The sequence below is a fragment of the Streptomyces sp. NPDC025651 genome (assembly GCF_055558735.1).
This window is the reverse complement of record NZ_JBVHLZ010000001.1, coordinates 1,474,571-1,494,340: the sequence shown is the minus strand read 5'-3', so window position 1 is coordinate 1,494,340 and position 19,770 is coordinate 1,474,571. Positions and strand designations below refer to the sequence as shown.

General features: G+C 72.7%; 23 protein-coding genes and 1 pseudogene. 9 read left to right on the top strand and 15 right to left on the bottom strand.

Annotation, left to right across the window (positions count from 1 at the left end; translation table 11 throughout):
• Positions 1-15: 15 nt before the first annotated feature.
• The gene (locus tag ACZ4D5_RS06935) at positions 16-435 is read right to left on the bottom strand and encodes a CBS domain-containing protein (protein ID WP_467771264.1); all 420 of its coding nucleotides are present in this window, start codon (positions 433-435) and stop codon (positions 16-18) included.
• A 124-nt stretch (positions 436-559) separates the two neighbouring features.
• Positions 560-1,192 carry a nucleoside/nucleotide kinase family protein gene (locus ACZ4D5_RS06930; protein ID WP_467771263.1) on the bottom strand — a complete coding sequence of 211 codons (633 nt, stop codon included), beginning with the start codon at positions 1,190-1,192 and terminating at the stop codon, positions 560-562.
• A gap of 75 nt (positions 1,193-1,267) precedes the next feature.
• On the opposite strand from ACZ4D5_RS06930, the gene ACZ4D5_RS06925 reads away from it, so the two are divergent.
• The gene (locus ACZ4D5_RS06925) at positions 1,268-1,939 is read left to right on the top strand and encodes a DUF2293 domain-containing protein (protein ID WP_467771262.1); all 672 of its coding nucleotides are present in this window, start codon (positions 1,268-1,270) and stop codon (positions 1,937-1,939) included.
• 241 nt (positions 1,940-2,180) lie between these two features.
• Positions 2,181-2,660, top strand: a complete 480-nt coding sequence (locus ACZ4D5_RS06920) for an anthrone oxygenase family protein (protein ID WP_467771261.1) — start codon at positions 2,181-2,183, stop codon at positions 2,658-2,660.
• A 27-nt stretch (positions 2,661-2,687) separates the two neighbouring features.
• On the opposite strand, the gene ACZ4D5_RS06915 is transcribed toward ACZ4D5_RS06920, so the two are convergent.
• Genes ACZ4D5_RS06915 through ACZ4D5_RS06905 form a run of 3 tightly spaced genes read right to left on the bottom strand, consistent with a single transcriptional unit; the run spans position 2,688 to position 4,711 of the window.
• Positions 2,688-3,485 carry an SAM-dependent methyltransferase gene (locus tag ACZ4D5_RS06915; protein WP_467771260.1) on the bottom strand — a complete coding sequence of 266 codons (798 nt, stop codon included), beginning with the start codon at positions 3,483-3,485 and terminating at the stop codon, positions 2,688-2,690.
• Between the two features lie 43 nt (positions 3,486-3,528).
• Positions 3,529-3,849, bottom strand: a complete 321-nt coding sequence (locus ACZ4D5_RS06910) for a DUF397 domain-containing protein (RefSeq protein WP_362335267.1) — start codon at positions 3,847-3,849, stop codon at positions 3,529-3,531.
• 1 nt (position 3,850) lies between these two features.
• Positions 3,851-4,711, bottom strand: a complete 861-nt coding sequence (locus ACZ4D5_RS06905; RefSeq protein ID WP_467771259.1) for a helix-turn-helix domain-containing protein — start codon at positions 4,709-4,711, stop codon at positions 3,851-3,853.
• Positions 4,712-4,870: 159 nt separating this feature from the next.
• On the opposite strand from ACZ4D5_RS06905, the gene ACZ4D5_RS06900 reads away from it, so the two are divergent.
• Together ACZ4D5_RS06900 and ACZ4D5_RS06895 are read left to right on the top strand one after the other, a co-directional pair.
• Complete coding sequence (locus tag ACZ4D5_RS06900) at positions 4,871-5,377, top strand: ATP-binding protein (protein ID WP_467771258.1); 507 nt, start codon at positions 4,871-4,873, stop codon at positions 5,375-5,377.
• A gap of 159 nt (positions 5,378-5,536) precedes the next feature.
• Positions 5,537-5,956 (top strand): hypothetical protein, encoded by a 420-nt coding sequence (locus ACZ4D5_RS06895; protein WP_467771257.1) that lies wholly within the window; start codon positions 5,537-5,539, stop codon positions 5,954-5,956.
• 19 nt (positions 5,957-5,975) lie between these two features.
• On the opposite strand, the gene ACZ4D5_RS06890 is transcribed toward ACZ4D5_RS06895, so the two are convergent.
• Genes ACZ4D5_RS06890 through ACZ4D5_RS06880 form a run of 3 tightly spaced genes read right to left on the bottom strand, consistent with a single transcriptional unit; the run spans position 5,976 to position 9,193 of the window.
• Positions 5,976-7,091: an acetoin dehydrogenase dihydrolipoyllysine-residue acetyltransferase subunit gene (locus ACZ4D5_RS06890; RefSeq protein ID WP_467771256.1), complete on the bottom strand. Its 1,116-nt coding sequence runs from the start codon at positions 7,089-7,091 to the stop codon at positions 5,976-5,978.
• Positions 7,092-7,141: 50 nt separating this feature from the next.
• Positions 7,142-8,155: an alpha-ketoacid dehydrogenase subunit beta gene (locus ACZ4D5_RS06885; RefSeq protein ID WP_467771255.1), complete on the bottom strand. Its 1,014-nt coding sequence runs from the start codon at positions 8,153-8,155 to the stop codon at positions 7,142-7,144.
• Between the two features lie 27 nt (positions 8,156-8,182).
• Positions 8,183-9,193, bottom strand: coding sequence for a thiamine pyrophosphate-dependent dehydrogenase E1 component subunit alpha (locus ACZ4D5_RS06880; RefSeq protein ID WP_467771254.1), 1,011 nt, complete (start codon positions 9,191-9,193; stop codon positions 8,183-8,185).
• Between the two features lie 233 nt (positions 9,194-9,426).
• Between ACZ4D5_RS06880 and ACZ4D5_RS06875 the strand changes: the two are divergent.
• A pseudogene (locus ACZ4D5_RS06875) lies at positions 9,427-10,140 on the top strand (ABC transporter ATP-binding protein); the annotation flags it as partial.
• Here the strand turns inward: ACZ4D5_RS06875 and ACZ4D5_RS06870 are convergent.
• From ACZ4D5_RS06870 to ACZ4D5_RS06855, 4 genes are all read right to left on the bottom strand, one after another.
• Positions 10,138-10,332 (bottom strand): hypothetical protein, encoded by a 195-nt coding sequence (locus tag ACZ4D5_RS06870; RefSeq protein WP_467771503.1) that lies wholly within the window; start codon positions 10,330-10,332, stop codon positions 10,138-10,140. The pseudogene ACZ4D5_RS06875 and the gene ACZ4D5_RS06870 sit on opposite strands and share 3 nt — an antisense overlap.
• A 206-nt stretch (positions 10,333-10,538) precedes the next feature.
• Positions 10,539-11,222 carry a DUF899 domain-containing protein gene (locus ACZ4D5_RS06865; RefSeq protein WP_467771253.1) on the bottom strand — a complete coding sequence of 228 codons (684 nt, stop codon included), beginning with the start codon at positions 11,220-11,222 and terminating at the stop codon, positions 10,539-10,541.
• A gap of 90 nt (positions 11,223-11,312) precedes the next feature.
• Positions 11,313-12,515, bottom strand: a complete 1,203-nt coding sequence (locus ACZ4D5_RS06860; RefSeq protein ID WP_467771252.1) for a cytochrome P450 family protein — start codon at positions 12,513-12,515, stop codon at positions 11,313-11,315.
• Between the two features lie 37 nt (positions 12,516-12,552).
• Positions 12,553-13,941 carry an amidohydrolase gene (locus tag ACZ4D5_RS06855; protein ID WP_467771251.1) on the bottom strand — a complete coding sequence of 463 codons (1,389 nt, stop codon included), beginning with the start codon at positions 13,939-13,941 and terminating at the stop codon, positions 12,553-12,555.
• A 124-nt stretch (positions 13,942-14,065) separates the two neighbouring features.
• Here ACZ4D5_RS06855 and ACZ4D5_RS06850 point away from each other — a divergent pair, with 124 nt between their 5' ends.
• A complete protein-coding gene (locus ACZ4D5_RS06850) occupies positions 14,066-15,022 on the top strand; it encodes an endonuclease/exonuclease/phosphatase family protein (RefSeq protein WP_467771250.1) in 957 nt (318 codons plus the stop codon).
• 78 nt (positions 15,023-15,100) lie between these two features.
• On the opposite strand, the gene ACZ4D5_RS06845 is transcribed toward ACZ4D5_RS06850, so the two are convergent.
• A complete protein-coding gene (locus tag ACZ4D5_RS06845) occupies positions 15,101-16,135 on the bottom strand; it encodes a phosphatidylinositol-specific phospholipase C domain-containing protein (RefSeq protein ID WP_467771502.1) in 1,035 nt (344 codons plus the stop codon).
• A 179-nt stretch (positions 16,136-16,314) separates the two neighbouring features.
• Between ACZ4D5_RS06845 and ACZ4D5_RS06840 the strand changes: the two genes are divergently transcribed.
• Positions 16,315-16,911 (top strand): 2'-5' RNA ligase family protein, encoded by a 597-nt coding sequence (locus tag ACZ4D5_RS06840; RefSeq protein WP_467771249.1) that lies wholly within the window; start codon positions 16,315-16,317, stop codon positions 16,909-16,911.
• A gap of 112 nt (positions 16,912-17,023) precedes the next feature.
• Positions 17,024-17,524: a DUF3574 domain-containing protein gene (locus ACZ4D5_RS06835; protein ID WP_467771248.1), complete on the top strand. Its 501-nt coding sequence runs from the start codon at positions 17,024-17,026 to the stop codon at positions 17,522-17,524.
• Between the two features lie 223 nt (positions 17,525-17,747).
• On the opposite strand, the gene ACZ4D5_RS06830 is transcribed toward ACZ4D5_RS06835, so the two are convergent.
• Positions 17,748-18,554: a nucleotidyltransferase domain-containing protein gene (locus ACZ4D5_RS06830; protein ID WP_467771247.1), complete on the bottom strand. Its 807-nt coding sequence runs from the start codon at positions 18,552-18,554 to the stop codon at positions 17,748-17,750.
• 36 nt (positions 18,555-18,590) lie between these two features.
• Positions 18,591-19,037, bottom strand: coding sequence for a hypothetical protein (locus ACZ4D5_RS06825; RefSeq protein WP_467771246.1), 447 nt, complete (start codon positions 19,035-19,037; stop codon positions 18,591-18,593).
• 94 nt (positions 19,038-19,131) lie between these two features.
• On the opposite strand from ACZ4D5_RS06825, the gene ACZ4D5_RS06820 reads away from it, so the two are divergent.
• On the top strand, positions 19,132-19,764 hold the full coding sequence (locus ACZ4D5_RS06820; protein ID WP_467771245.1) for a DUF4291 domain-containing protein: 633 nt from the start codon (positions 19,132-19,134) through the stop codon (positions 19,762-19,764).
• Positions 19,765-19,770 lie beyond the last annotated feature (6 nt).

Here is a 19,770-nt window from a genome sequence, read left to right as displayed (position 1 = left end):
CTCCGGGCATGCGCGTCAGCTCTTGGCGTACACGCTCTCGACCCAGCCCGCGAGCTGGTCGTCGGTGAGGTGCGTGGCCAGGTCGGCCTCGCTGATCATGCCGACGAGCCGCTTGTTCTCGATCACCGGAAGGCGGCGGATCTGATGGCCCTGCATCTCCCGCAGGACCTCGTCGACGTCGGCGCCGGAGTCGATCCAGCGGGGCGTGCCCTTGGCCATGTCGCCCGCGGTGACCTTGGCCGGGTCGTGGCCCATGGCCACACAGCCGACGACGATGTCACGGTCGGTGAGGATGCCGCAGAGCCGTTCGTTCTCGTCGCTGATGGGCAGTGCGCCCACGTCGAGTTCGCGCATCAGTTGGGCGGCGCGGTCCAGGGTCTCGTGCCTGGGGATCCACTGGGCGCCCCGGTGCATGATGTCTCCGGCGGTGGTCATCACTACCTCCCGTTGCCGGGCAGTGTCCGGAGCGGCGCGCAGGCGCCGCTGGTCCCGGCGCCCTTCATTCTCGCGGCGCCCGGTGCGGCCCGCATCCGGAGCCGGCCGGCGGTGCCGGCCCCGGTCAGCCGCTCCACGCCGGGTGGTGCGGGTCGTCCGCCCGCACCACCACGTCGGCCGCCGCCACCGGGTCCGTCTCCGTCTCGTACCGCTCGAAGGCCGGCAGCGTCCACTGCTCCGCCCGCGGTGTACGCCGGCTCAGGGCGCCCGGCGAGAGCCGCACGTGCACGGTCAGGTCGAACGGGAACCAGTGGCCGAGGAGCAGCGGGCCGTGCAGCAACAGCAGGCCGCCGGGCGGGAGTCGGACGTACGGGCTGCGGGTGGCGCGGTCGGCCGCCGGGTCCCACAGGTCGGGCAGGACCCGGCCCGTGCCGCCGGGGTCGAGCGGCCCGAACACCTCGCGCCACAGCGCCCCGGTGTCGAACCACCCGCTGTAGTACGCCTCCACGTCCTCGTGGCCGTACTCGAACCGCAGCGACGCGGGCCGCAGGAAGTCCTCCGTGCCGATCACGAGCGAGATCCGACCGCGCAGGCGCAGCGCGTCGCTCACCCGGCGCGCGAGGTCGCCGGTGCCTGCGGCCGGCGCGCCGTCGAAGGCGATCCGCGGCCAGGCGCCGCCGTCGGCCGCCTTCAGGTCGAGCAGGCGGTCGGCGAGGGTGTCGGCCAGGCGTTCCCAGGTGATCGGTTCGAGTCGCACGGACCCATGATGCCGGGTGCCGCGGCGTGCGCGGAGGGACGGTCGTGGGCCACCGCGACGGGGAAGGTAACGGGCATGGCAGGGCTCGTGGTCTACCAGCCGTTGAAGCGGCGCCGTTGCGCGGAGTGCCGCTCCGGGCCACTGCCGCTGCTCGCCCTTGAGGGCGGCGAGCCGCGCTGCCTGGACTGCGCCGACCTCGGGCACCTCGTGTACCTGCCGCGCGGCGACACGGCGCTCACGCGGCGGGCCCGCGAGGGCAGTGGTCTCTCCGCGGTCGTCGTCCGCTTCCACCGGCGCCGCGCGCGCTACGAACGGCAGGGCGTCCTCGTCGAGGAGGCGGCGCTCGCCCGTGCCGAGGAGCGGTGCCTGGCGGACGCGGAGGCGCGGGCGCGGCGCAGGGTGCGGGACGCGGCGCGGCGGGCGGCGGAGGACGTGCGGTTCACGCGGGCGTTCGCCGCGGAGATACGCAGGCTCTTTCCCGGGTGCCCCGGGGAGCGGGCCGACGCCATCGCCGCGCATGCCTCGGTGCGGGGCAGTGGGCGGGTGGGGCGGAGCGCGGCGGGGCGGGCGCTTTCGGAGGGGGCGGTGCGGGCGGCGGTCGTGGCGGCGGTGCGGCATGCGGCTACGCCCTACGACCGGCTGCTGATGAGTGGGGTGCCTCGGGGGGAGGCGCGGCGCAGGATTGCGCCTGGGGTGGAGGCGGTGTTGCGGGAGTGGCGGGAACCGGGGGTCGGGAGCGTTTCCTGAGGCTCGGTGAATCGGTGCCCGGGCTCAAGCGCTGCGCCCACCACAGCAGAGACGGCGTCGTGCCCACCACAGCCGAGACGGCCGCGTAGCCGAGACGGCCGCGTATGGGAGCGCGGGTGTCACGTATGGCCGTTCGGCGCTCGTGGCAATTGACTTGTGGTGATGACAGGCGCCGTGCAGGATCAGTCAGCCGCGGGCCGCCCGTCCGGATGTAATCGCCCCAGTACCCACGGGAGTTGCCATGATCGACGGACCGTACTTCGCACTCGCCGTGCTCGGGGCGCTCGCCTGCGGACTCGCCGCCGGGGTCTTCGCCGCGTTCTCGACGATGGTGATGAAGGGCCTGGCCGCGTTGCCGCCGGCCCAGGGCATCGCCGCGATGAACCGGATCAACGTCGCCGCGGTCACCCCGGCCTTCATGGCCATCTTCCTGGGTGCCACGGGGCTGTGCGTGGTGCTCGCCGTCGTGACGTTCGTGCTCTGGCCCGACGAGGGCACCGTCGAGTTGCTGGTCGGTTGCGCGCTGTATCTGGTCGGCTCGTTCGGGGTGACCGTCGCGGCGAACATTCCGCGCAACGACGCCCTCGCCAAGGTCGACCCGGACAGCGCGGAGGGCGCGGCGTACTGGCGTACGTACGTCAAGGAGTGGACGGCGTGGAACCACGTCCGCGGTGTCGCGTCGATCGGCGCGACGGCGGCCTTCGTCCTCGCGCTGACCTGAGCCTGCGCACGGCCGCGGCCTGCCCCGTCAGGGCTTTCTCGCGACCGCCCCGTACCCGGGAGTCGGCCCGTCCCCCGACTCCGGTGCCCGCTCCCCCAGTTCCGGCTTCCACCGGTCGACCACCGCCACCCCGGGGTCCACCATCTCGTACCCCTCGAAGAAGCGCTCCACCTCCGCGCGCGTGCGCAGCGCGAGCGTCATGCCGCGCGCCTTGTACAGCTCCGCGGCCCGCTTCGCCGTCTCCGGGGTGAAGTCGCCGGTGCCGTGCGACAGCATCAGGTGGCTGCCGGACGGCAGCGCCCGCATCAGGCGGTCCACCAGTTCGTACGCACCGTCCTCGTCCGCGATGAAGTGCAGCAGCGCGACGAGCGACAGGGCCACGGGCCGGTCCAGGTCCAGGACCCGCGCGGCCTCTTCCAGGATCCTCTCCGGCTCGCGGAAGTCCGCCTGGATGTACGCGGTGACGCCCTCGGGCGTCGAACGCAGCAGCGCCCCGGCGTGGGCGAGCACGATCGGGTCGTTGTCGCAGTAGACGACGCGCGTGTCCGGCGCGATCCCCTGGGCGATCTGGTGGAGGTTCGGCTCGGTGGGTATCCCGCTGCCGATGTCGAGGAACTGCCGCACGCCATGGCCCGTGAGCCAGCGTGTGGCGCGCTGCATGAACGCCCGGTTGGCCCGCGCCGTGGTCAGGACCCGCCCGTCCATGGCGACGAGCTGGCGGCCCATCTCCTCGTCCACCGGGTAGTTGTCCTTGCCGCCCAGGAACCAGTCGTACATCCGTGCCGGGTGCGGCTTGCTGGTGTCGATGTACGACGGGTCGGTCATGTGCGCTCCAGAGGTCGACGACGGACTGACGGTCGGGCGGGGGTCACGAGAGCAGGAAGTCCGCCTCGCCCGCCTTCGCGCCCTGGATGAACGCGGTGATCTCGCCACGCGTGTAGATGAGCGCGGGGCCGTCCGGGTCGGTGGACTGGCGCACCGCGACGCGCCCGTCGGCCAGCTTCATGGCCTCCAGGCAGTTGCCGCCGTTGCCGCCGCTCCACGGCTTGTGCCAGCCGTCGTTGCCGAGGTCACGGGCGGGCATGCCGTTGTAGATCCGGGACTCGCCGCGGGGTTCACTGCGCGAGTCGTCGCGGGCTCCGGGTGAACGCGGACCGGCTGGGCGCGTTCCGGCTCGATGTCGGTCCATGTCACAGCTCCTTGCGGAGATCCCTGAGGATCTCCTTCGTGCGTTGTGCGGTGGCGGCCTGCGCCGCCATGCGGTCCATGACCTCCAGGTGGGTGGCCACCTCTTTGCGCGCGTCCAGGTAGACGGCGCCGGTCAGGTACTCGCTGTAGACCATGTCGGGCAGCTCCGCCATGGCGAACCTGAAGAGCACGAACGGTCCGTACGTCCCGGGGTGCGGCCCCGCCGAGAACGGCGCGATCTGCAGCGTGACATGCGGCATCTCGGTGGCTTCGAGCATCCGGTCGAGCTGCTCGCGCATCACGTCGGCGCTGCCGACGGGCCTGCGCAGCGCGGTCTCGTCCATCACGACCCACAGCCGGGGCGCGTCCTCACGGGTGAGCAGCGCCTGGCGTTCCATGCGCAGCGCGACATACCGGTCGATGTCCTCGGGCCTGGTCTGGCCGATGGCGCCGGAGCGCATCACGCCGCGCGCGTACTCCTCGGTCTGCAGGAGCCCGGGCACGAAGTGGGGTTCGTAGGACCTGATGAGGCTGGCCGCGCCCTCCAGGCTGACGTACATGCTGAACCAGCCCGGCAGGATGTCGTGGAACCGCTGCCACCAGCCCGGCTTGTTGGCCTCCTCGGCGAGGGTCACGAACGCGTCGGCCTCGTCGTCCGCGACACCGTAGGACTTCAGGAGCAGCTGGAGATACGGGATCTTCAGCGCGACCTCGGCCGTCTCCATGCGGCGGACGGTGGCGGGGGCGACGCGCAGTATCTTCGCGGCCTCCTCGCGTTTCAGGCCCGCGCTCTCGCGCAGATCCTGCAGGCGACGACCGAGAACGACCTGACCTACGGTCGGCGCGGACCGCGGTTCGCTCACTGTCTCCTACCTCCACCTGACTCCGCGTTGCCTCAACTCACACCGCACCGCGAGCTGTAGCGAGCAGTGTGCCATGCGCGCTCTCGAAGGCACACGCCACTGTGCACTTTTCAGAGTGGCCCTTGCCAAGGTGTTCCGGGCGGGGCGATAGTGGAGAGCGTGACTCCGCCCGCGCCGTTAGGAACCGAAGCCGCCGGAGGCCGTCTTGGCGATCTCGCCGAGGCGTGGCCCGAGGCCGCGGAGGTCTGCGTCAGTTTCGCCCTCGCCCCGCGTCCGGGCTCCGTCGCACAGGCCAGACGCCTGATGCGCGAGCAGCTCGACGGATGGGCCGTGTGCGACGACGACGCCCGCGACGCGGCGGCACTCGTCCTCTCCGAACTGGTCACCAATGCCGTGGTGCACACCGCGAGCCGGCGGATCATCTGCGAGCTCTGCGCGGATCCGGAGAAGCTGCGGATAGCCGTACGTGACGAAGGGTGCGGTTCAGGAACGCCGCACCCGGTGCACAGGGGGGCCGACGAGGAGCACGGGAGGGGACTGCTTCTTGTCGACGCGGTGAGCAGCGCGTGGGGCGTCCACGACGCGGGGCCCGGGATCGGGCTCACGGTGTGGGCGGAGTTGCGGCGGACGGTGACGACGGCGTCGTCGGCGTCCGCGTGTGCGTAGTTTTCACAGTTCTTGGTTCTCAGTTCTTGGTTCTCAATTCTCAGTTCGAGTTCCTGGTTCGAGTTCGTAGTTCGTAGTTCGTGGTTCGTAGTTCGTGAGTGAGTCGAGCGTGGCAGTAACGCGGGCGGGGGGCATGTGAGCGCGGGTACGGTGCGGCCGTTGGATCTGAACACCTTGGTCCGTCTGTCGCGGCAGCGGCAGCGTGCCGGAGCGCCGACACCACCACCCCTGCGGCTCGATCTGCCCGAAGGGATGACCGAGCCGCTCGGCTGCGACGCGGTGGCGGTGCCGGCGGCGTTCGGCCCCCGGCTGATGTCCCGGCTGCCCCGCGTGGGCTGCGTGTACGAGGACGGGCCGCGCTGGTGGTGGATCGTCCCCGCGGACTCCGACGTCGCCATGGAGTGGCCCGCGCCCGTCGCCTACTCGGCGGGGGCCGTGGTGCGGGACGCCTGGCGGCAGCCCGTGCTGATCAACCGGCCGGAGGACGAGGTTCCTTACACGCCTCCGATTCCCCTGTACCTGGCGCTGTGCCGGGTGACCGGGACGGCGCCGGGTTGGGAACGGTCGCTCAGCGCCTAGCGCGGGCGGGAACGGCCCCTCAGCGCCCGGCGTTCGCCACCGCCTCCTCCACCGCCGCCACCACCTCCCCCGGTGTCTCCATGTGGGGCATGTGGCCCGCGCCCCGCGCCAGGCGGAACTCCGCCCTGCCCTTCAGGGACGCCGCGTTGGAGGCGGGGACGATGCGGTCCTCGTAGCCCCAGAGCGCGACCGCCGGGATCGTCGCCGCCGGGCCGCTCAGCAGGTTGCGTACGTCGAGGGCCGGGGTGTCGGACTCCGTGAGCAACGTGGTGAGCAGCGTCCGCAGCGCTTCGTCCACGCCGTCCAGGCGCTTGTACTTGAGCAGGTCGTCCACCAACTGCCGGGTCACACGGGCCTCGTCGGCGAAGAGCTTCAGCAGGTGCGGCCTGAGTTCGCGCCGCGTGCGCGCCGCCGCGAAGCCCCTGAGGTAGGAGGCGTCCACGTCGGGGCCGAAGCCCACGGGGGCGAGGAGGGTCAGGGACGCGACGCGGTCCGGGGCACGGGCCGCGGCCGCCACGGCGACCGCGCCGCCCAGCGAGTGGCCGACCAGGTGCGCGCGTTCGATGCCGAGCGCGCCGAGGAAGCCCGTGACGACGCGGGCCAGCGCGTCCAGACCGCCGTCGCCCACGTCCTTGGCCGACTCTCCGTGGCCCGGCAGGTCGAGGGCGTACACGGTGTGGCGCGCGGCGAGCGCCTCCTGCACGAAGAGCCAGGAGTTCTTGTCGCCGCCGAAGCCGTGTACGAGGACGATCTCCGCCTCACCGGCGCCCGAGGTCGCGTACGCGAGGGCGGCGCCTTGGACGCGGGCGACCCCCGTGACCGGACCCGCCTCGTCCTCGACCGGTACGCCGCGCGCCAGGTGTTCCCGCGCGTCCGCCGCCGCCCGTTCGATCTCCGCCTCCGGTACGTCCACCGGGGCGATCAGGGCGATGGCGCAGCCCACGGGCACCGCGCCGCCGGCCTCGGCGACGATCCTGCGCAGCACGCCGTCGCACGGGGCCTCCAGGGTCCCGGCGATCTTGTCGGTGTCGATCTCGGCGAGGTCGTCGCCCGCCGCGACCGTGTCCCCCTCGGCCGCGAGCCACTCGGTGATCTTCCCCCGCGTCATGGACAGGCCCCACTTGGGCAGGGTCACGGGGGTGATCCGCGGGTCCTGCGCCGCCCCCGTCCCTGTCGCCGCCCCCGTCACGGCTTCCACTCGACGGCGGTCTTGACCGCCGCGGCGACCCGCCCCGCGTCCGGCATGTAGAGGTCCTCCAGGGGTGGACTGAACGGCACGGGCGTGTGCGGCGCCGTGACCGTGCCGATCGGTGCCTGCAGCGCGCCGAACGCCTCGCGGGCCACGAGCGCGGAGATGTCGGCGGCCATGCCGCAGCGCGGACCCGCCTCGTCGACGACCACCAACCGCCCGGTGTGCTCGACGCTCTCCAGGATCGTCTCGGCGTCCAGCGGGCTGGTGGTGCGCGGGTCGATCACCTCGCACCGCACCCCGGACGCGGCCAGTTCGTCCGCGGCCTCGCAGGCCACGGAGACCATCCGGCCGAGCGCGACGACGGTGACGTCCGCGCCCTCCCGCACGACGTCCGCCTCGCCGAAGGGGATCGTGTAGCTCTCGGCGGGGACCTCGCCCACCACGTCGTACATCGCCTTGTGCTCGCAGAAGATCACCGGGTCGTCGTCCCTGATCGCCTGGATCATCAGGCCCTTCGCCTCGTACGGCGACGAGGGCAGCACGACCTTCAGCCCCGGCACGGAGGTGAAGACGGGGTACAGGGCCTGGGAGTGCTGGGCCGCCGCCCGCAGCCCCGCCCCGTACATCGTGCGGATCACGACGGGGGTGACGGCCTTGCCGCCGAACATGTACCGGAACTTCGCCGCCTGGTTGAAGATCTGGTCGAAGCAGACACCCATGAAGTCGATGAACATCAGCTCGGCGACCGGGCGCAGACCGCGTGTCGCGGCCCCGACCGCCGCCCCGATGAACGCCGACTCCGAGATCGGCGTGTCCCACACCCGCCCGGGGAAGCGGGGCTGGAGCCCCTTGGTCACCCCGAGCACCCCGCCCCACGCGTCGTCCGCGCCGGGCGCGCCCGCGCCGCCCGCGTTGTCCTCGCCCATGACGACGACCGAGGGGTCGCGCTCCATCTCCTGCGCCAGTGCTTCGTTGATCGCCTCGCGGTAGCTGATGCTGCGTGCCATCCGGCCCCAACTCCCCTCAGATGCGCGTCAGGTGTACGAGATGTAGACGTCCGTCTCCAGGTCCGCAGGGGTCGGCAGAGGTGCCGCCCGCGCCTCGGCGACCGCCTCGTCGATCAGCAGGGCGACCTCGGCGTCCACCTCGTCGAGCTGCCGGTCCGTGAGCTCGCCCGCGCCGACCACGGCCGCGCGAAAGCGCAGCAGGCAGTCGAGCTCGGTGCGTGCGCGCAGCACCTCGTCGGCCCGGTAGGTCTGCTGGTCGCCCTCGAAGTGGCCGTAATAGCGGGTCAGTCGGACCTCGATCAGCGTCGGGCCTCCCCCGGAGCGGGCGCGTTCGACGGCCTCGCCCGCCGCCTCGTGCACCGCGAAGAAGTCGAAGCCGTCGACGGTCACGCCGGGCATCCCGAAGGCCGCCGCGCGGGCTGCTACGGAGCCGCCGCCGACCGACCACGTCGCCGAAGTGGCCTCCGCGTAGCCGTTGTTCTCGGCGACGAAGACCGCGGGGAGCTGCCACACGGAGGCGAGGTTGAGGGATTCCAGGGTGGTGCCCTGATTGCTGCCGCCGTCGCCGAAGAAGGCCACGCCGACCCCGCCGTCCCCGCGCACCTTCGCAGCGAGCGCGGCACCGCAGACCAGGGGCGGCCCGCCGCCGACGATGCCGTTGGCGCCGAGCATGCCCTTGGAGAGGTCGGCGATGTGCATCGAGCCGCCCTTGCCGTGGCAGGAGCCCGTCGTGCGTCCGTAGATCTCGGCCATCATCGCCTTCACGTCGACGTGCTTGGCGATGCAGTGGCCGTGGCCCCGGTGGGTGGAGGCGATGACGTCGCGCTCGTCGTCGAGGTGTGCGCAGACCCCGGCCGCGGAGGCCTCCTCGCCCGCGTACAGATGGACGAAGCCGGGGACGTCACCTGTCGCGAACTCCTCGTGGAGCCGCTCCTCGAAGCCACGGATGGTACGCATCGTGCGGTAGGCGGCAAGGAGCGCGGGCCCGTCGAGGCCGTGCGCACGGGGGACCCCGGAGGTCCGGAGAGTGTCGGTCACGGAATAACTCCTCTGCCTGTACGGGTACGGAGTTGCGTCCATGGGGTATGGCACCCCGGGCCCGATGACCGGGCAAGAGTTGCCCGGGGTTGCAACCGCCCCGGCCGCCCCTGTGCTGTGGCGAGCGCCCCGGGCGTGCTCCGGATACGCCGTGGCGGAGTCGGCACGCGCCCTGCCCGCGCCCCGCGGGCGCCGCGATAGTGGCCGCTCGCCCTGTCGACACGGAGATCAGGTTGGACGAAGCGAAGAACCCATCCGGTGCCCCCACCTCACCGACGCCCGAGTCCGAGGAGCTCCTCCTCGGTGGCCGTCCGCGCCACGAGACCGGCTGGTCGCAGTACGAGGACGCCTTCCTGCAGCCGGGGTTCGGCGCTCTGCTGCGGCGGCTGCCCTCGCTGCTCGGGGCGAGCTTCAGGCTCGCGTGGCAGGCCGACCGGCAGGCCGCGCGCATCGTGCTCGGCGCGGAGCTGGCCCGTGGACTCGCCCAGGCGGTCGGCCTGTTCGCGGTGAACAGCGTGCTCGCGCGCCTGATGACGGACGCGCCGATCGAGGATCGGCTGCGCGGCGCGGGCCCCGCACTGATCGCCATGGCCTGCGTGCTCTTCGCCGCCGCGCTGCTGCGCGCCGCGTCCGCCTACGCGGCGGGCCGCCTGGAGCCGAAGGTCGAACGCGTCGCCGCCGAGCAGTACTTGGAGCGGATGGTGGACGCGGAGCGGGTGGCGGACGCGGACCCCTCGGCGGGCGAGGGCGGCGCGTTCCACGAGGTGCTCGACACCGCACGGTACGGCGCCGCGTCCGCCCGCCGCATGATCACCGTCGCGACGCGCGTGGTGACCGCGATGATCTCACTGATCGCCGCGGCGAGCGTCCTCACCGTCCTGCACCTGGTGCTGTTACCGCTGCTGTTACCGCTCCTGACAGCCATGGCGCCGCCGGGCGGCGGCTCACGCGGCCGCGGCCATCCCCTCGGCCTCCCGCGGCTCGCGCACGATCACCAGGAAGGCGTCCGACGCGAGGTCCATCACGACCTCCGCGGGGCGCCCCTCCTGCCGGCGGGCCCGCGCGAACTCCTCCGCGGGCCACGAACCGCGCGGTCCGCCCGCGGGAAACCGCTCCAACACCACTCGTCCGTTCCTCATGATCCTGTCCCCCGTGTCGTTCTGTTCTCGCTTCGTACGCAGTCCGAAGACTCTGTACTGAGGAGAACGCACGGACCCCCCTCAAGGGATCGCAACGTGACCCAACTGACACGAAGTTGAGGCGATTCCCAGGGTTCTCCCCGGGGGCGTGCCGATCCGGCCGCCGGATCGCGCCCGCCTCGGTCCTCGTACGGATCGCGCCCGCCTCAGTCCTCGTACTCGTCGTGGTACCGCACCCGTGCGCTGCCCGCCGGGGCGCCGAGGGCCGACGCCCGCCCCCTGGGCTCCTCCCACTCCTCCTGGCGGCCGAGCGCGGTGAGGTCGAGGAGGCTGGTGGTGGAGCCGAGGCCGTCCAGGCCGCGGGCGAACGTCGCGTACGTGTGGAAGACACGGTCGCCGTCCCGCAGGAAGCAGTTGATCGCGGGCACGTCGTGCGGCTCCTCGACGGAGGAGGCGCCGAAGTCGTAGTTGAAGTCGCCGCCGTTCGTCGAGTACCAGGGAACGGTCCAGCCCATGCGGGACTTGAAGGCCAGCAGCCTGGTGAACGGCGCACGCGAGACCGCGACGAAGTTCGTGCCGCGGGCCCGCAGGTGCGCGAGGTGTCCGATCTGGTCCAGGAACCCGGAGCAGCTGCGGCATCCCGCGTCCCACTCGGGGGCGAACATGAAGTGGTAGACGACGAGTTGGTCCCTGCCGTCGAAGAGGTCGAGCAGGGTGGCCTTCCCGTCCGCGCCGTCGAAGTAGTACTCCTTGTCGACCGCGACCATCGGCAGAGCGCGCCGCTCGGCGTTGAGCGCGTCGCGGGCGCGGGTGGCCGCCTTCTCCTTGGCCAGCAGCTCCTCACGCGCCGCGGCCCACTCCTCGCGCGTGACGATGTCCGGAAGTCCCATGGCGTGTCTCCTCCACCCTTCGGGCGCGTACGTCTGCGAAGGGTGGACCTGCGGGGTTCGCGGAACTCATCGCTCGCGCGCGAAGAACTTTCAGAAAATCACGGGGAGTTCGAGCAGCCCCCTGGCCCGGATCGAAGGACGCCACCGGAGTCCGTCCCTCGGCACGCCGAGCGCGAGGCGCGGGAACCGCTCGATGAGCGCGCCGAGCGCGACCTCGGCCTCCAGGCGGGCGAGGGGCGCGCCGAGGCAGTAGTGGATGCCGTGGCCGAGGGCGAGGTGCCCGGTGGCGTCGCGGGTGATGTCGAGGCGGTCGGGGTCGGCGAAGCGGCCGGGGTCCCGGTTGGCCGCGGAGGGGGAGAGCAGGACGGTCTCGCCCGCGGGGATCGTGACGCCCGCGATGGTGATGTCCTGGACGGGGAAGCGGCGGATGGCGAGCGGCGCGGGCCCGTCGTAGCGGTGGAACTCCTCTACGGCGGCGGGGAGTTGCGCAGGGTTCTCGCGCAGCGCCGCGAGCTGCTCGGGGTGGTCGAGGAGGGCGAGGACGGCGTTGCCGATGAGCTGGACGGTGTTCTCGTACCCGGCGAAGAGGATGAGGAAGGCGAGCGACGTCAGCTCGTCCTCGGTCAGCCGGTCCTGCGCGTCCCGCACCGCGACCAGGTCGGACAGGAGGTCCTCGGCGGGGTTCTCCCGCTTGTCGGCGATGAGCCCGGTGAAGAAGCCGAGCAGGGCGACGACGGCCTCCCTGGCCTTCTCGGGGCGGCTCCGGTCGGGCGTCACCAGGGCGTCGGTCCACCCCCGGAAGTCGATCCGGCTCGCGTCGGGCACCCCGAGGAGGTCGCAGATGACGGTGATCGGCAGCGGCGCGGCGTACGCGGCGATCAGGTCGGCGCCGCCCCGCGGTTCGACCGCGTCCAGGAGGGTGTCGGCGGTGCGCCGGACGGGGGTGCGCAGCTGCTCGACGCGGCGCCGGGTGAAGGCGCGTGCCGCGAGCTTCCGGACGCGGGTGTGGTCCGGCGGGTCCATGTTCAGGAGGTTGGCGTCGAGCGCGGGCGGCAGCGCGAAGCCGCGGTAACTGCCGGGCAGGGCGTGGCTCTTGTCGAGGGAGAGCAGCGGGTTCGCGAGGGCCTCGCGCACGTCGTCGTAGCGGGTGACGAGCCAGGCGGGGGTCCCGTCGGTGCCCTCGATCCGGTGCACGGGCGCGGTGTCGCGCAGGCGCGCGTAGACGGCGTACGGGTCGTCGAGGAGTCCGTGGGCCGGGTCGGCGGCGGGGTTCTGGTGCGCGGTGGTCGCCATGGTCCCACCCTAGGCAGCGCGTCGGCCGCTCCCGCGCTCACCCCTCGTACTCCTGGATCCGCTTCCCGTGGCTCCGGTCGACGAGTTCGGGCAGCAGCGCGTTCAACTCCCCCACGATGTCCGGCACATCGAGCGTGAGCAGCTCGCGGTCGCGCATCAGGACGCGGCCCGCCACGACCGTCGTGCGGACGTCGCCGGAGCGTGCGCTGTGCACGAGCGTGGCGGCCAGGTCGTGCACGGGCTGGGTGTGCGGCCCGGTCACGTCCACCAGGACGAAGTCGGCCCGCCGCCCCGCCGCGAGGCTGCCGATCTCGTCGCCGAGTCCGACCGCCCGCGCGCTCTGCAGGGTGGCGTGGTCCAGGGCCTGGCGGGCGGTGAGCCAGGTGGGGTCCCGTTCGGCGTTCTTCTGGACGAGCGCGGTGAGCGTCATGGACTCCCACACGTCGAGGGTGTTGTTGGACGCGGCGCCGTCCGTGGCCAGGCCGACCGGGATGCCCGCCTCGCGCAGGGCCCGGACGGGCGTGGTGTCCCAGCCGAACTTGAGGTATCCGCGCGGCGCGGAGGCGACGGCGACGCGTCCGCCGGCGCGGCGGAGCGCGGGCAGGTCGCGTTCCGCGTCGAGGCCGGTGACGTGCGCGAGGAGTACGTCCGTGTCGAGGAGCCCGGCGCGCTCCAGGATCTCGATGGGGGTGCGGCCGTGCCGGGCCAGGCTGTTCTCGGTCTGCTCGCGGTTCTCGGCCGCGTGGATGTGCACCAACAGGTTGTGCTCGCGGGCGAGTTCGGCGGTGGCGGCGAGGTCGGCGTCGTCGACGGTGTAGGGCGCGTGCGGGGCGAGACAGGTGGTGATGCGTCCGTCGGCGGCGCCCCGCTGCCGCAGCGCGAAGTCGAGGGAGGAGGCGCGCCCTTCGGGGCCCTGCGAGCTGAAGTACGCCTGGCCGAGCACGGCGCGCAGGCCGCTCTCCTCGACCGCGGCGGCCACGGCGTCCATGGCGAAGTAGTGGTCGGCGAAAGCGGTGACGCCGCCGCGGATCATCTCGGCGCAGGCGAGGCGCGCGCCGAGCCCGACGGCGTGCTCGGTCAGGTTCGACTCGATGGGCCAGACCCAGTCGTTGAACCACGCGTGGGCGGGCAGGTCCTCGGCGATGCCGCGCAGGGCCACCATCGGCGTGTGCGTATGGCAGTTGACGAGCCCGGGGAGGGCGACGGTGCCGCGCCCGTCGATGTGCTCGGCGGCGTCCGGGACCGCCCCGGCGCCGCCCGCGGCGACCGAGGCGAGGACTCCCTCACGTACGACGATCGTCGCGTCGTCGACGAAGACGATCTGCCCTTGCGGGTCGTGGGTCAGGGCCGTGCAGCCCGTGACGACGAGGTCGGCGGGGCCTGGCGTGATGAGGTGGGCGGGGCCCGGCGCGGGAGGCGGCGTCATCCCTTCACGGTAGTGCGAGTGCGCATCCGGCGGCCCTGTCGCGGACGGGGATTCGCGGGCACGCTGGCCTCACCCGCCGATCGGCCGAGGGGGAGCCGCAAGGGAGCCCACGAGGGAGTCGGCCATGATCATCGGTACCTGGAACCTGGAGAACCTCTACCGGCCCGGCGGGCGTTTCGGGCCCAGGGACAAGGCGGCGTACGAGGCGAAGCTGGCCTCGCTCGCGGCGACCATCACCGCGCTGCGGCCGAGCGTCCTCGGCGTGCAGGAGGTCGGCGACCCGGCCGCCCTCGAAGACCTGGCGGGCATGCTGGAAGGCACCTGGCACGTGACGCTCTCGCGGCACGCGGACGACCGGGGCATCCGGGTCGGCTTCCTCAGCAGCCTCCCGGTCGCCGTCGTCACCGACCAGAACTGCCTCCTGGACCCGATGCGCCCGGTGCAGGTCGACGACAAGGGGCGGACGACGGCGCGGACCGGGCGCGGGATCCTCGCCGTGACGGTGTCGACGCGGGCGTTCTTCTTCGACGCGGTGGTCTGCCATCTGAAGTCGAAGCTGCTCTCGTACCCCGGCGGCCGCTTCCAGCCGCGCGACGAGGGCGAGCGCGCGCGGTTCGGCGCCTACGCCCTGTACCGCCGCACGGCCGAGGCCACCGTGGTGCGCGCGCTCGCCGACCGGCTGCTGCGCGGGGACGGCCGTGACCACGACGTCGCCGTGCTCGGGGACCTCAACGACGAGGTCGGCGCCGCGACGACGCAGATCCTGCTCGGCCCGCCGGGCTCCGAGATCGGCACGCCCGGGTTCGACCACCCGGACCGGGGCGACGCGACGCGCCTGTGGAACGTGGCCCCGATGATCCCGCAGGAGCAGCGCTTCTCCCGTATCCACGCGGGCCGGCGCGAACTCATCGACCACGTCCTAGTGAGCCGGGGCCTCCTGGACCACGTGCGGGCCGCGGGCACCGGCGCGGAGGGTGCCTCCGCGGCCGCGCTGCCGTCGGTGGCGGACGGGGATCCGGCGGTGCGCAGGGACGCGGCGGGCTCGGACCACGCGCCGGTGTGGATCCGGATCCAGCCGTGACGGCGCCTGTGTCCTAGCGGCTCTTCCACGGCAGGCCTGTGTCCTGAGCGGCTCTCCCGCGTCAGTGGTTCTCCCGCGTCAGCCGCGCGGCAACACGGTCGACAGGACGCCCGGCAGCGGATACCAGTCCGCCGAGACGATGCTGGCGTGCCGCCGCGCGAGCAGCTCGACGCGCTCCCTGGCCTGCGCCTCGGTCGGGCGCGTTCCGTCGATGACCGGGGCCACCTTGTGGGCGTCGGTCATGACGACGAGATAGCGGCGGTCGGCGTACCACCGCGTGTCGATGGAGCCGCCCGCGTACGCGGAGGCGTCCCCGTCGAACAGCACGAACCACGGCCGGATCGACGCGTCCGCGTACCGTCCGCGCGGATCGCCGGCCGCCGCGCCGAGCACGGCGGGGAAGGCGGCGGCGTCGCCGAGGCGGCCCCTGCCCGCGAGGTCGCGCAGATGGGTGGCGTACTCGCGGTCGGTCCACAGGGTGTCGGCGGGGTTGCCCTGCTCGACGGTGCCGGGGATCAGCTCGACCACGAACTTCCCCGCGAGCTCGGCGCGCCCGGGCCAGCCCTTGGCGCGCACGGCGTCGTCGAGGGTGGCGTGCCCCGCGGCGAGCTCGCCCGGACGGTAGACGGCGTCGCCGAGCACGCTCTTCAGGAGCGCGTCGAGCTCGGCGGGCCCACGCCCGTTCTTCGCCTGGAACCCGTCCTTCAGCTCGACCTTGACGAGGATCGGGCGGTGCCCGGGGTGGGCGTCGTGCCAGCTGCGCATGTCCTGGAGACACCCGGCGAGGCTCTGGTTGCGCGGCTTGGTCCGCAGCTCGGCGGCGCTGCGGGCGTTCTCGCAGTTGTTGCTGTTGCCGAGGGGGTTGCTGTGGGAGACCCGCCAGCCGCTGCCGAAGACGTTGGTCCATACGTCGAGTTCGAGCATCCCCGCGCCGGAGTCGAGGGCGTCGGCGAAGTACGGGTACTTGTCCTTCTCGTAGGCGTTGTGGACGCCGACGCCGGTGGTGGCGGAGTACGCGGAATCGGCGGAGTACGCGGAATCGGCAGCGCTGCCGGCTCCTGCCGAGGCCGAGGCCCCGCCAAGTACTCCCCAGCACACCAAGGACCCCACCATCAGGCCCCGCACACCCCTGCGCACCTTCACGCCCGCCGCCCCCTCACGTCATGCTCCGGTCACGTCACGGCAACGTACGGGAGTCGAGTGACGCGAGGGAAGACGGCAGCTTACGGAGGAGGGCGAGGAGGGAGGCACCGGAGAAGGCACCCGGGGAGGAGGTGGCACGATGGTGCGTTGTGGGTGCTGAGGCAGAGGAGACACACGGGACCGCCGAAGCGCGTGCGGACGGCGGCTGGCCCGACCTCCCCGGGGACACCGCCCTCACGATCCGCGTCCCCGAGGCCAACCCGCTCGTGCGGGCCGGCTTCCCCGCGCACGTCACGGTCCTCTACCCGTTCCTCAACGCGTCCCGCCTCACCCCGTCGACCACCCGCTCCCTGGCGTCGCTCCTCGCCGCCCACGCCCCCTTCACGCTCTCCTTCACGGAGTTCCGCCGCTACCCCGGCGTCCTGTACCTGCCCCCGGCCCCCGCCGCCCCGATCCGCGCCCTGACCACGTCCCTCACGGAACGCTGGCCCGAGGCGGTCCCCTACCGCGGCATCTTCACCCCGCCCCTGGACCCCCACCTGACCCTCGCGAACCACGAGGGCCCCGACACCTACGAAGCGGCGTACGACGCCCTGGAGTCGGAGCTGGCCCCGCATCTGCCGCTGGTCAGTCATGTCGACACGGTGCGGTTGATCGTGACGGACGGGCCGGGCACGGGGTGGCGTGACCTCGCGACGTACCGGCTGGGCCCGCCGCTCTGTGACGGGCGTGCCACGCGGGCGTGAAACCGCCGGGCGCGAATCAGGACATACCAACAGAAGGAGGGCGTCCCGGGCGCTCAAGTCCGCTACGGTGTGCCGCCGTTGTGATCTGTCCGCGCCCAGAGAAGGAACACCCGTGGCCCTCACCCTCCCCCGCGTCTCCGCCACCCGGATCGCCGTCGCCGTCTCCGCCACCGCCCTGCTGGCCGTCGGCGCTCCCGCCGCGTACGCGTCGTTGGACGGCGACGGCGGGGCGAACTCCGCCGACCGCGCCGCCACTTCGACCGCTTCGACGGTCACCCGGGGCAAGCCCTTCGTCGAGACGCGGCTCTTCTTCGGCACGGAGCGGCCCGACGGCGGGCCCGCCGTGACCGACAAGCAGTTCATGGCCTTCATCGACAAGGAGGTCACCCCGGCCTTCTCCGACGGGCTGACCATCCAGGACGGCCGCGGGCAGTGGCGCGACTCCAACGGCAGGATCGAGCGCGAGCGTTCGTACGAGCTGATCCTGCTGTACCCGACGGGCGAGGCGCGCGAGCGGGACGTCCAGATCGAGGAGATCCGCAGCGACTACGAGAAGGCGTTCGCGCAGGACTCGGTGGCGCGGCTCGACGAGCGGACGCGGGTGGACTTCTGACGGGGCGGAGTCTGGCGGGTCGGGTGGGTTGGACTCCGACGGGTTGGGCTCTGACCGGCTGACTCCCGACCGGCCGACTCCCTACCGATCGGCTCCTGACCGGCCGACTCCCGACCAGCCGACTCCCGACTCCCGACTCCCAACCGGCCGACTCCCGACCAGCCGACTCCCGACTCCCGACTCCCAACCGGCCGACTCCCGACCGGTCACTCGCTGATCGGGGTCACGCGGCTCCTCCGCCGTGAGCCGCCTCGATCAGCTCCTCCGTGGCGGTCAGCGCCGCGGCGAGCGCGTCCAGGGTGCCGGCCGCGCCCTCTCCTCCCGCTCCCAGCGAGGCGAGGATCGCGTCCACGCCCCGCAGGCCGGCCCGCTCCAGGAGCCGCTTCTCGTTGGTGACCCACTCCCCGCGCGCCGCGAGCACCGCGTGGGCGCCCGCCATCGCGGCCGTGGCGACGGCGCCCGCGACCTCGGCGTGCTGGGCGCGCGGGGCGTTGTTGGCACGGGCGTAGCCGAGGGTCAGGCGGGCGCGCTCCAGCCAGACGCCGGGGGCGTCCCGGCGCAGTGCCTCGGGGTAGGCGGGCCTGGGCAGTTCACCCCTGAGGACGCGGTTGACGGCGAGCTCCGCGAGGAGCAGATAGCTGGGGATTCCGGCCAGGTGGAACATCAGCGGCTCCCAGTGGAAGCGGCCCCGCTCCGCCTCGGCGAGCTCGTGCTCGACGACGTCCAGGTCGCGGTAGTGCACGTCGACGCGCCGCCCGTCGACGGTCAGCCACGCGCCTCCGTTGAAGACGCCGCCGCCCCAGTCGCCGATGCCGAAGACCTCGCCCTCCCAGCCGATCTTGCGCAGCTCGGCGGGGTCGAAGACGGCGCCCCCGTCGCTCCGGTAGTACACAGCCGTGTCCCAGTCGCTCTCGGGGGTGTGCGTGCCCTGGGCGCGCGAGCCGCCGAGGGTGACGGCGCGCACGCCGGGCAGCGCGGCGAGCCGCTCGGCGACATGGTCGAGGAAGACTTCATCGGTCATCGCGTGCATGAGTGAACTGTCCTGCCCGTGCTCGTGGTTGCTTCCTCAGCCCAGCTTGCCGACGTTCTGGGCCTGGATCACCGTGCCGTGGTACACCCCACCGCTGAGGTGGTTGGTGTTGTGGTACGTGATGCTACTCCCGGGAGTCCCGCCGCTCTCCGAGTCGGCCAACTCGTCGAGCAGGGAACGCAGTTCGGCGGCGGCCCCGGGATCGGCGGCGAGCCTGCGCCGCAGCCGCGAACGCCACTCCGTCCGCACGTCGGCGGCGGTCTCCTCGTCCCCGGTGTCCCGCGCGGCCATGACCTCGGCGCGGGCCTCCTCCAACTCCCCGACCAGGACCTCCTCGTCGGCTGCGCCGCTGCCACCGCTGCCGCTACCGCGCGAGAAGAGCGCCGCGACCCGGTCCCGGGCCTGCGTCCACCCCTCGGTCACCATCTGCTGCACGAGTGCCGTCGCCCCGGCCGCCGCCAGTGCGGTCAACTCAGCGTCCACGAGAGCTCCTTCTCCATGTCGAAGGCCTTCACCGTAACGCGGCCCACCCCGCAATTCAGTGGCGTACCGCCGCCGGGCCCCGCACGCTGACTGCATGAACGCCCAGCACGCCGAGGCTCCCACCACCACCGCGCGGCCCGTCCCGAGCCACCAGATCCGCGCCCGGCACACCGACTCGACGATCACCGTCTACCAGGCGTACGCCCCTGGACTCGGCGGCCCCGCCGCCCGCGACGGACGCTTCCCCGCGGCCTGGAAGCGCGACCGCATGACGTGGATCAAGCCGTCCTTCCTCTGGATGATGTACCGCTGCGGCTGGGCGACGAAGGAGGGGCAGCAGACGGTACTCGCCGTCGAGATCACCCGCGAGGGCTTCGACTGGGCGCTGCGCCACGCCTGCCTCTCGCACTACGCCCGCGGTCTCCACCCCGACCAGGCGACCTGGAAGCGCGACCTGCGCCGCTCCCCCGCCCGCGTCCAGTGGGACCCGGAACGCGACCTCCACCTCAACGCCCTCCCCCACCGCTCCCTCCAACTGGGCCTGGCGGGCGAGGCGTCGGGCCGCTACGCGGACGAGTGGACGGTATCCATCACGGACGTCACGGACCTGGCCCACGAGATCCACACCCACGTACGGGAAGGAGACCTGCCGAAGGCCGAGTCGCTCCTCCCCACCGAGCGCCCCTATCCGGCCGCGGACGATCTGCTGTCGCATCTGCGGGCCTGAGCGCAG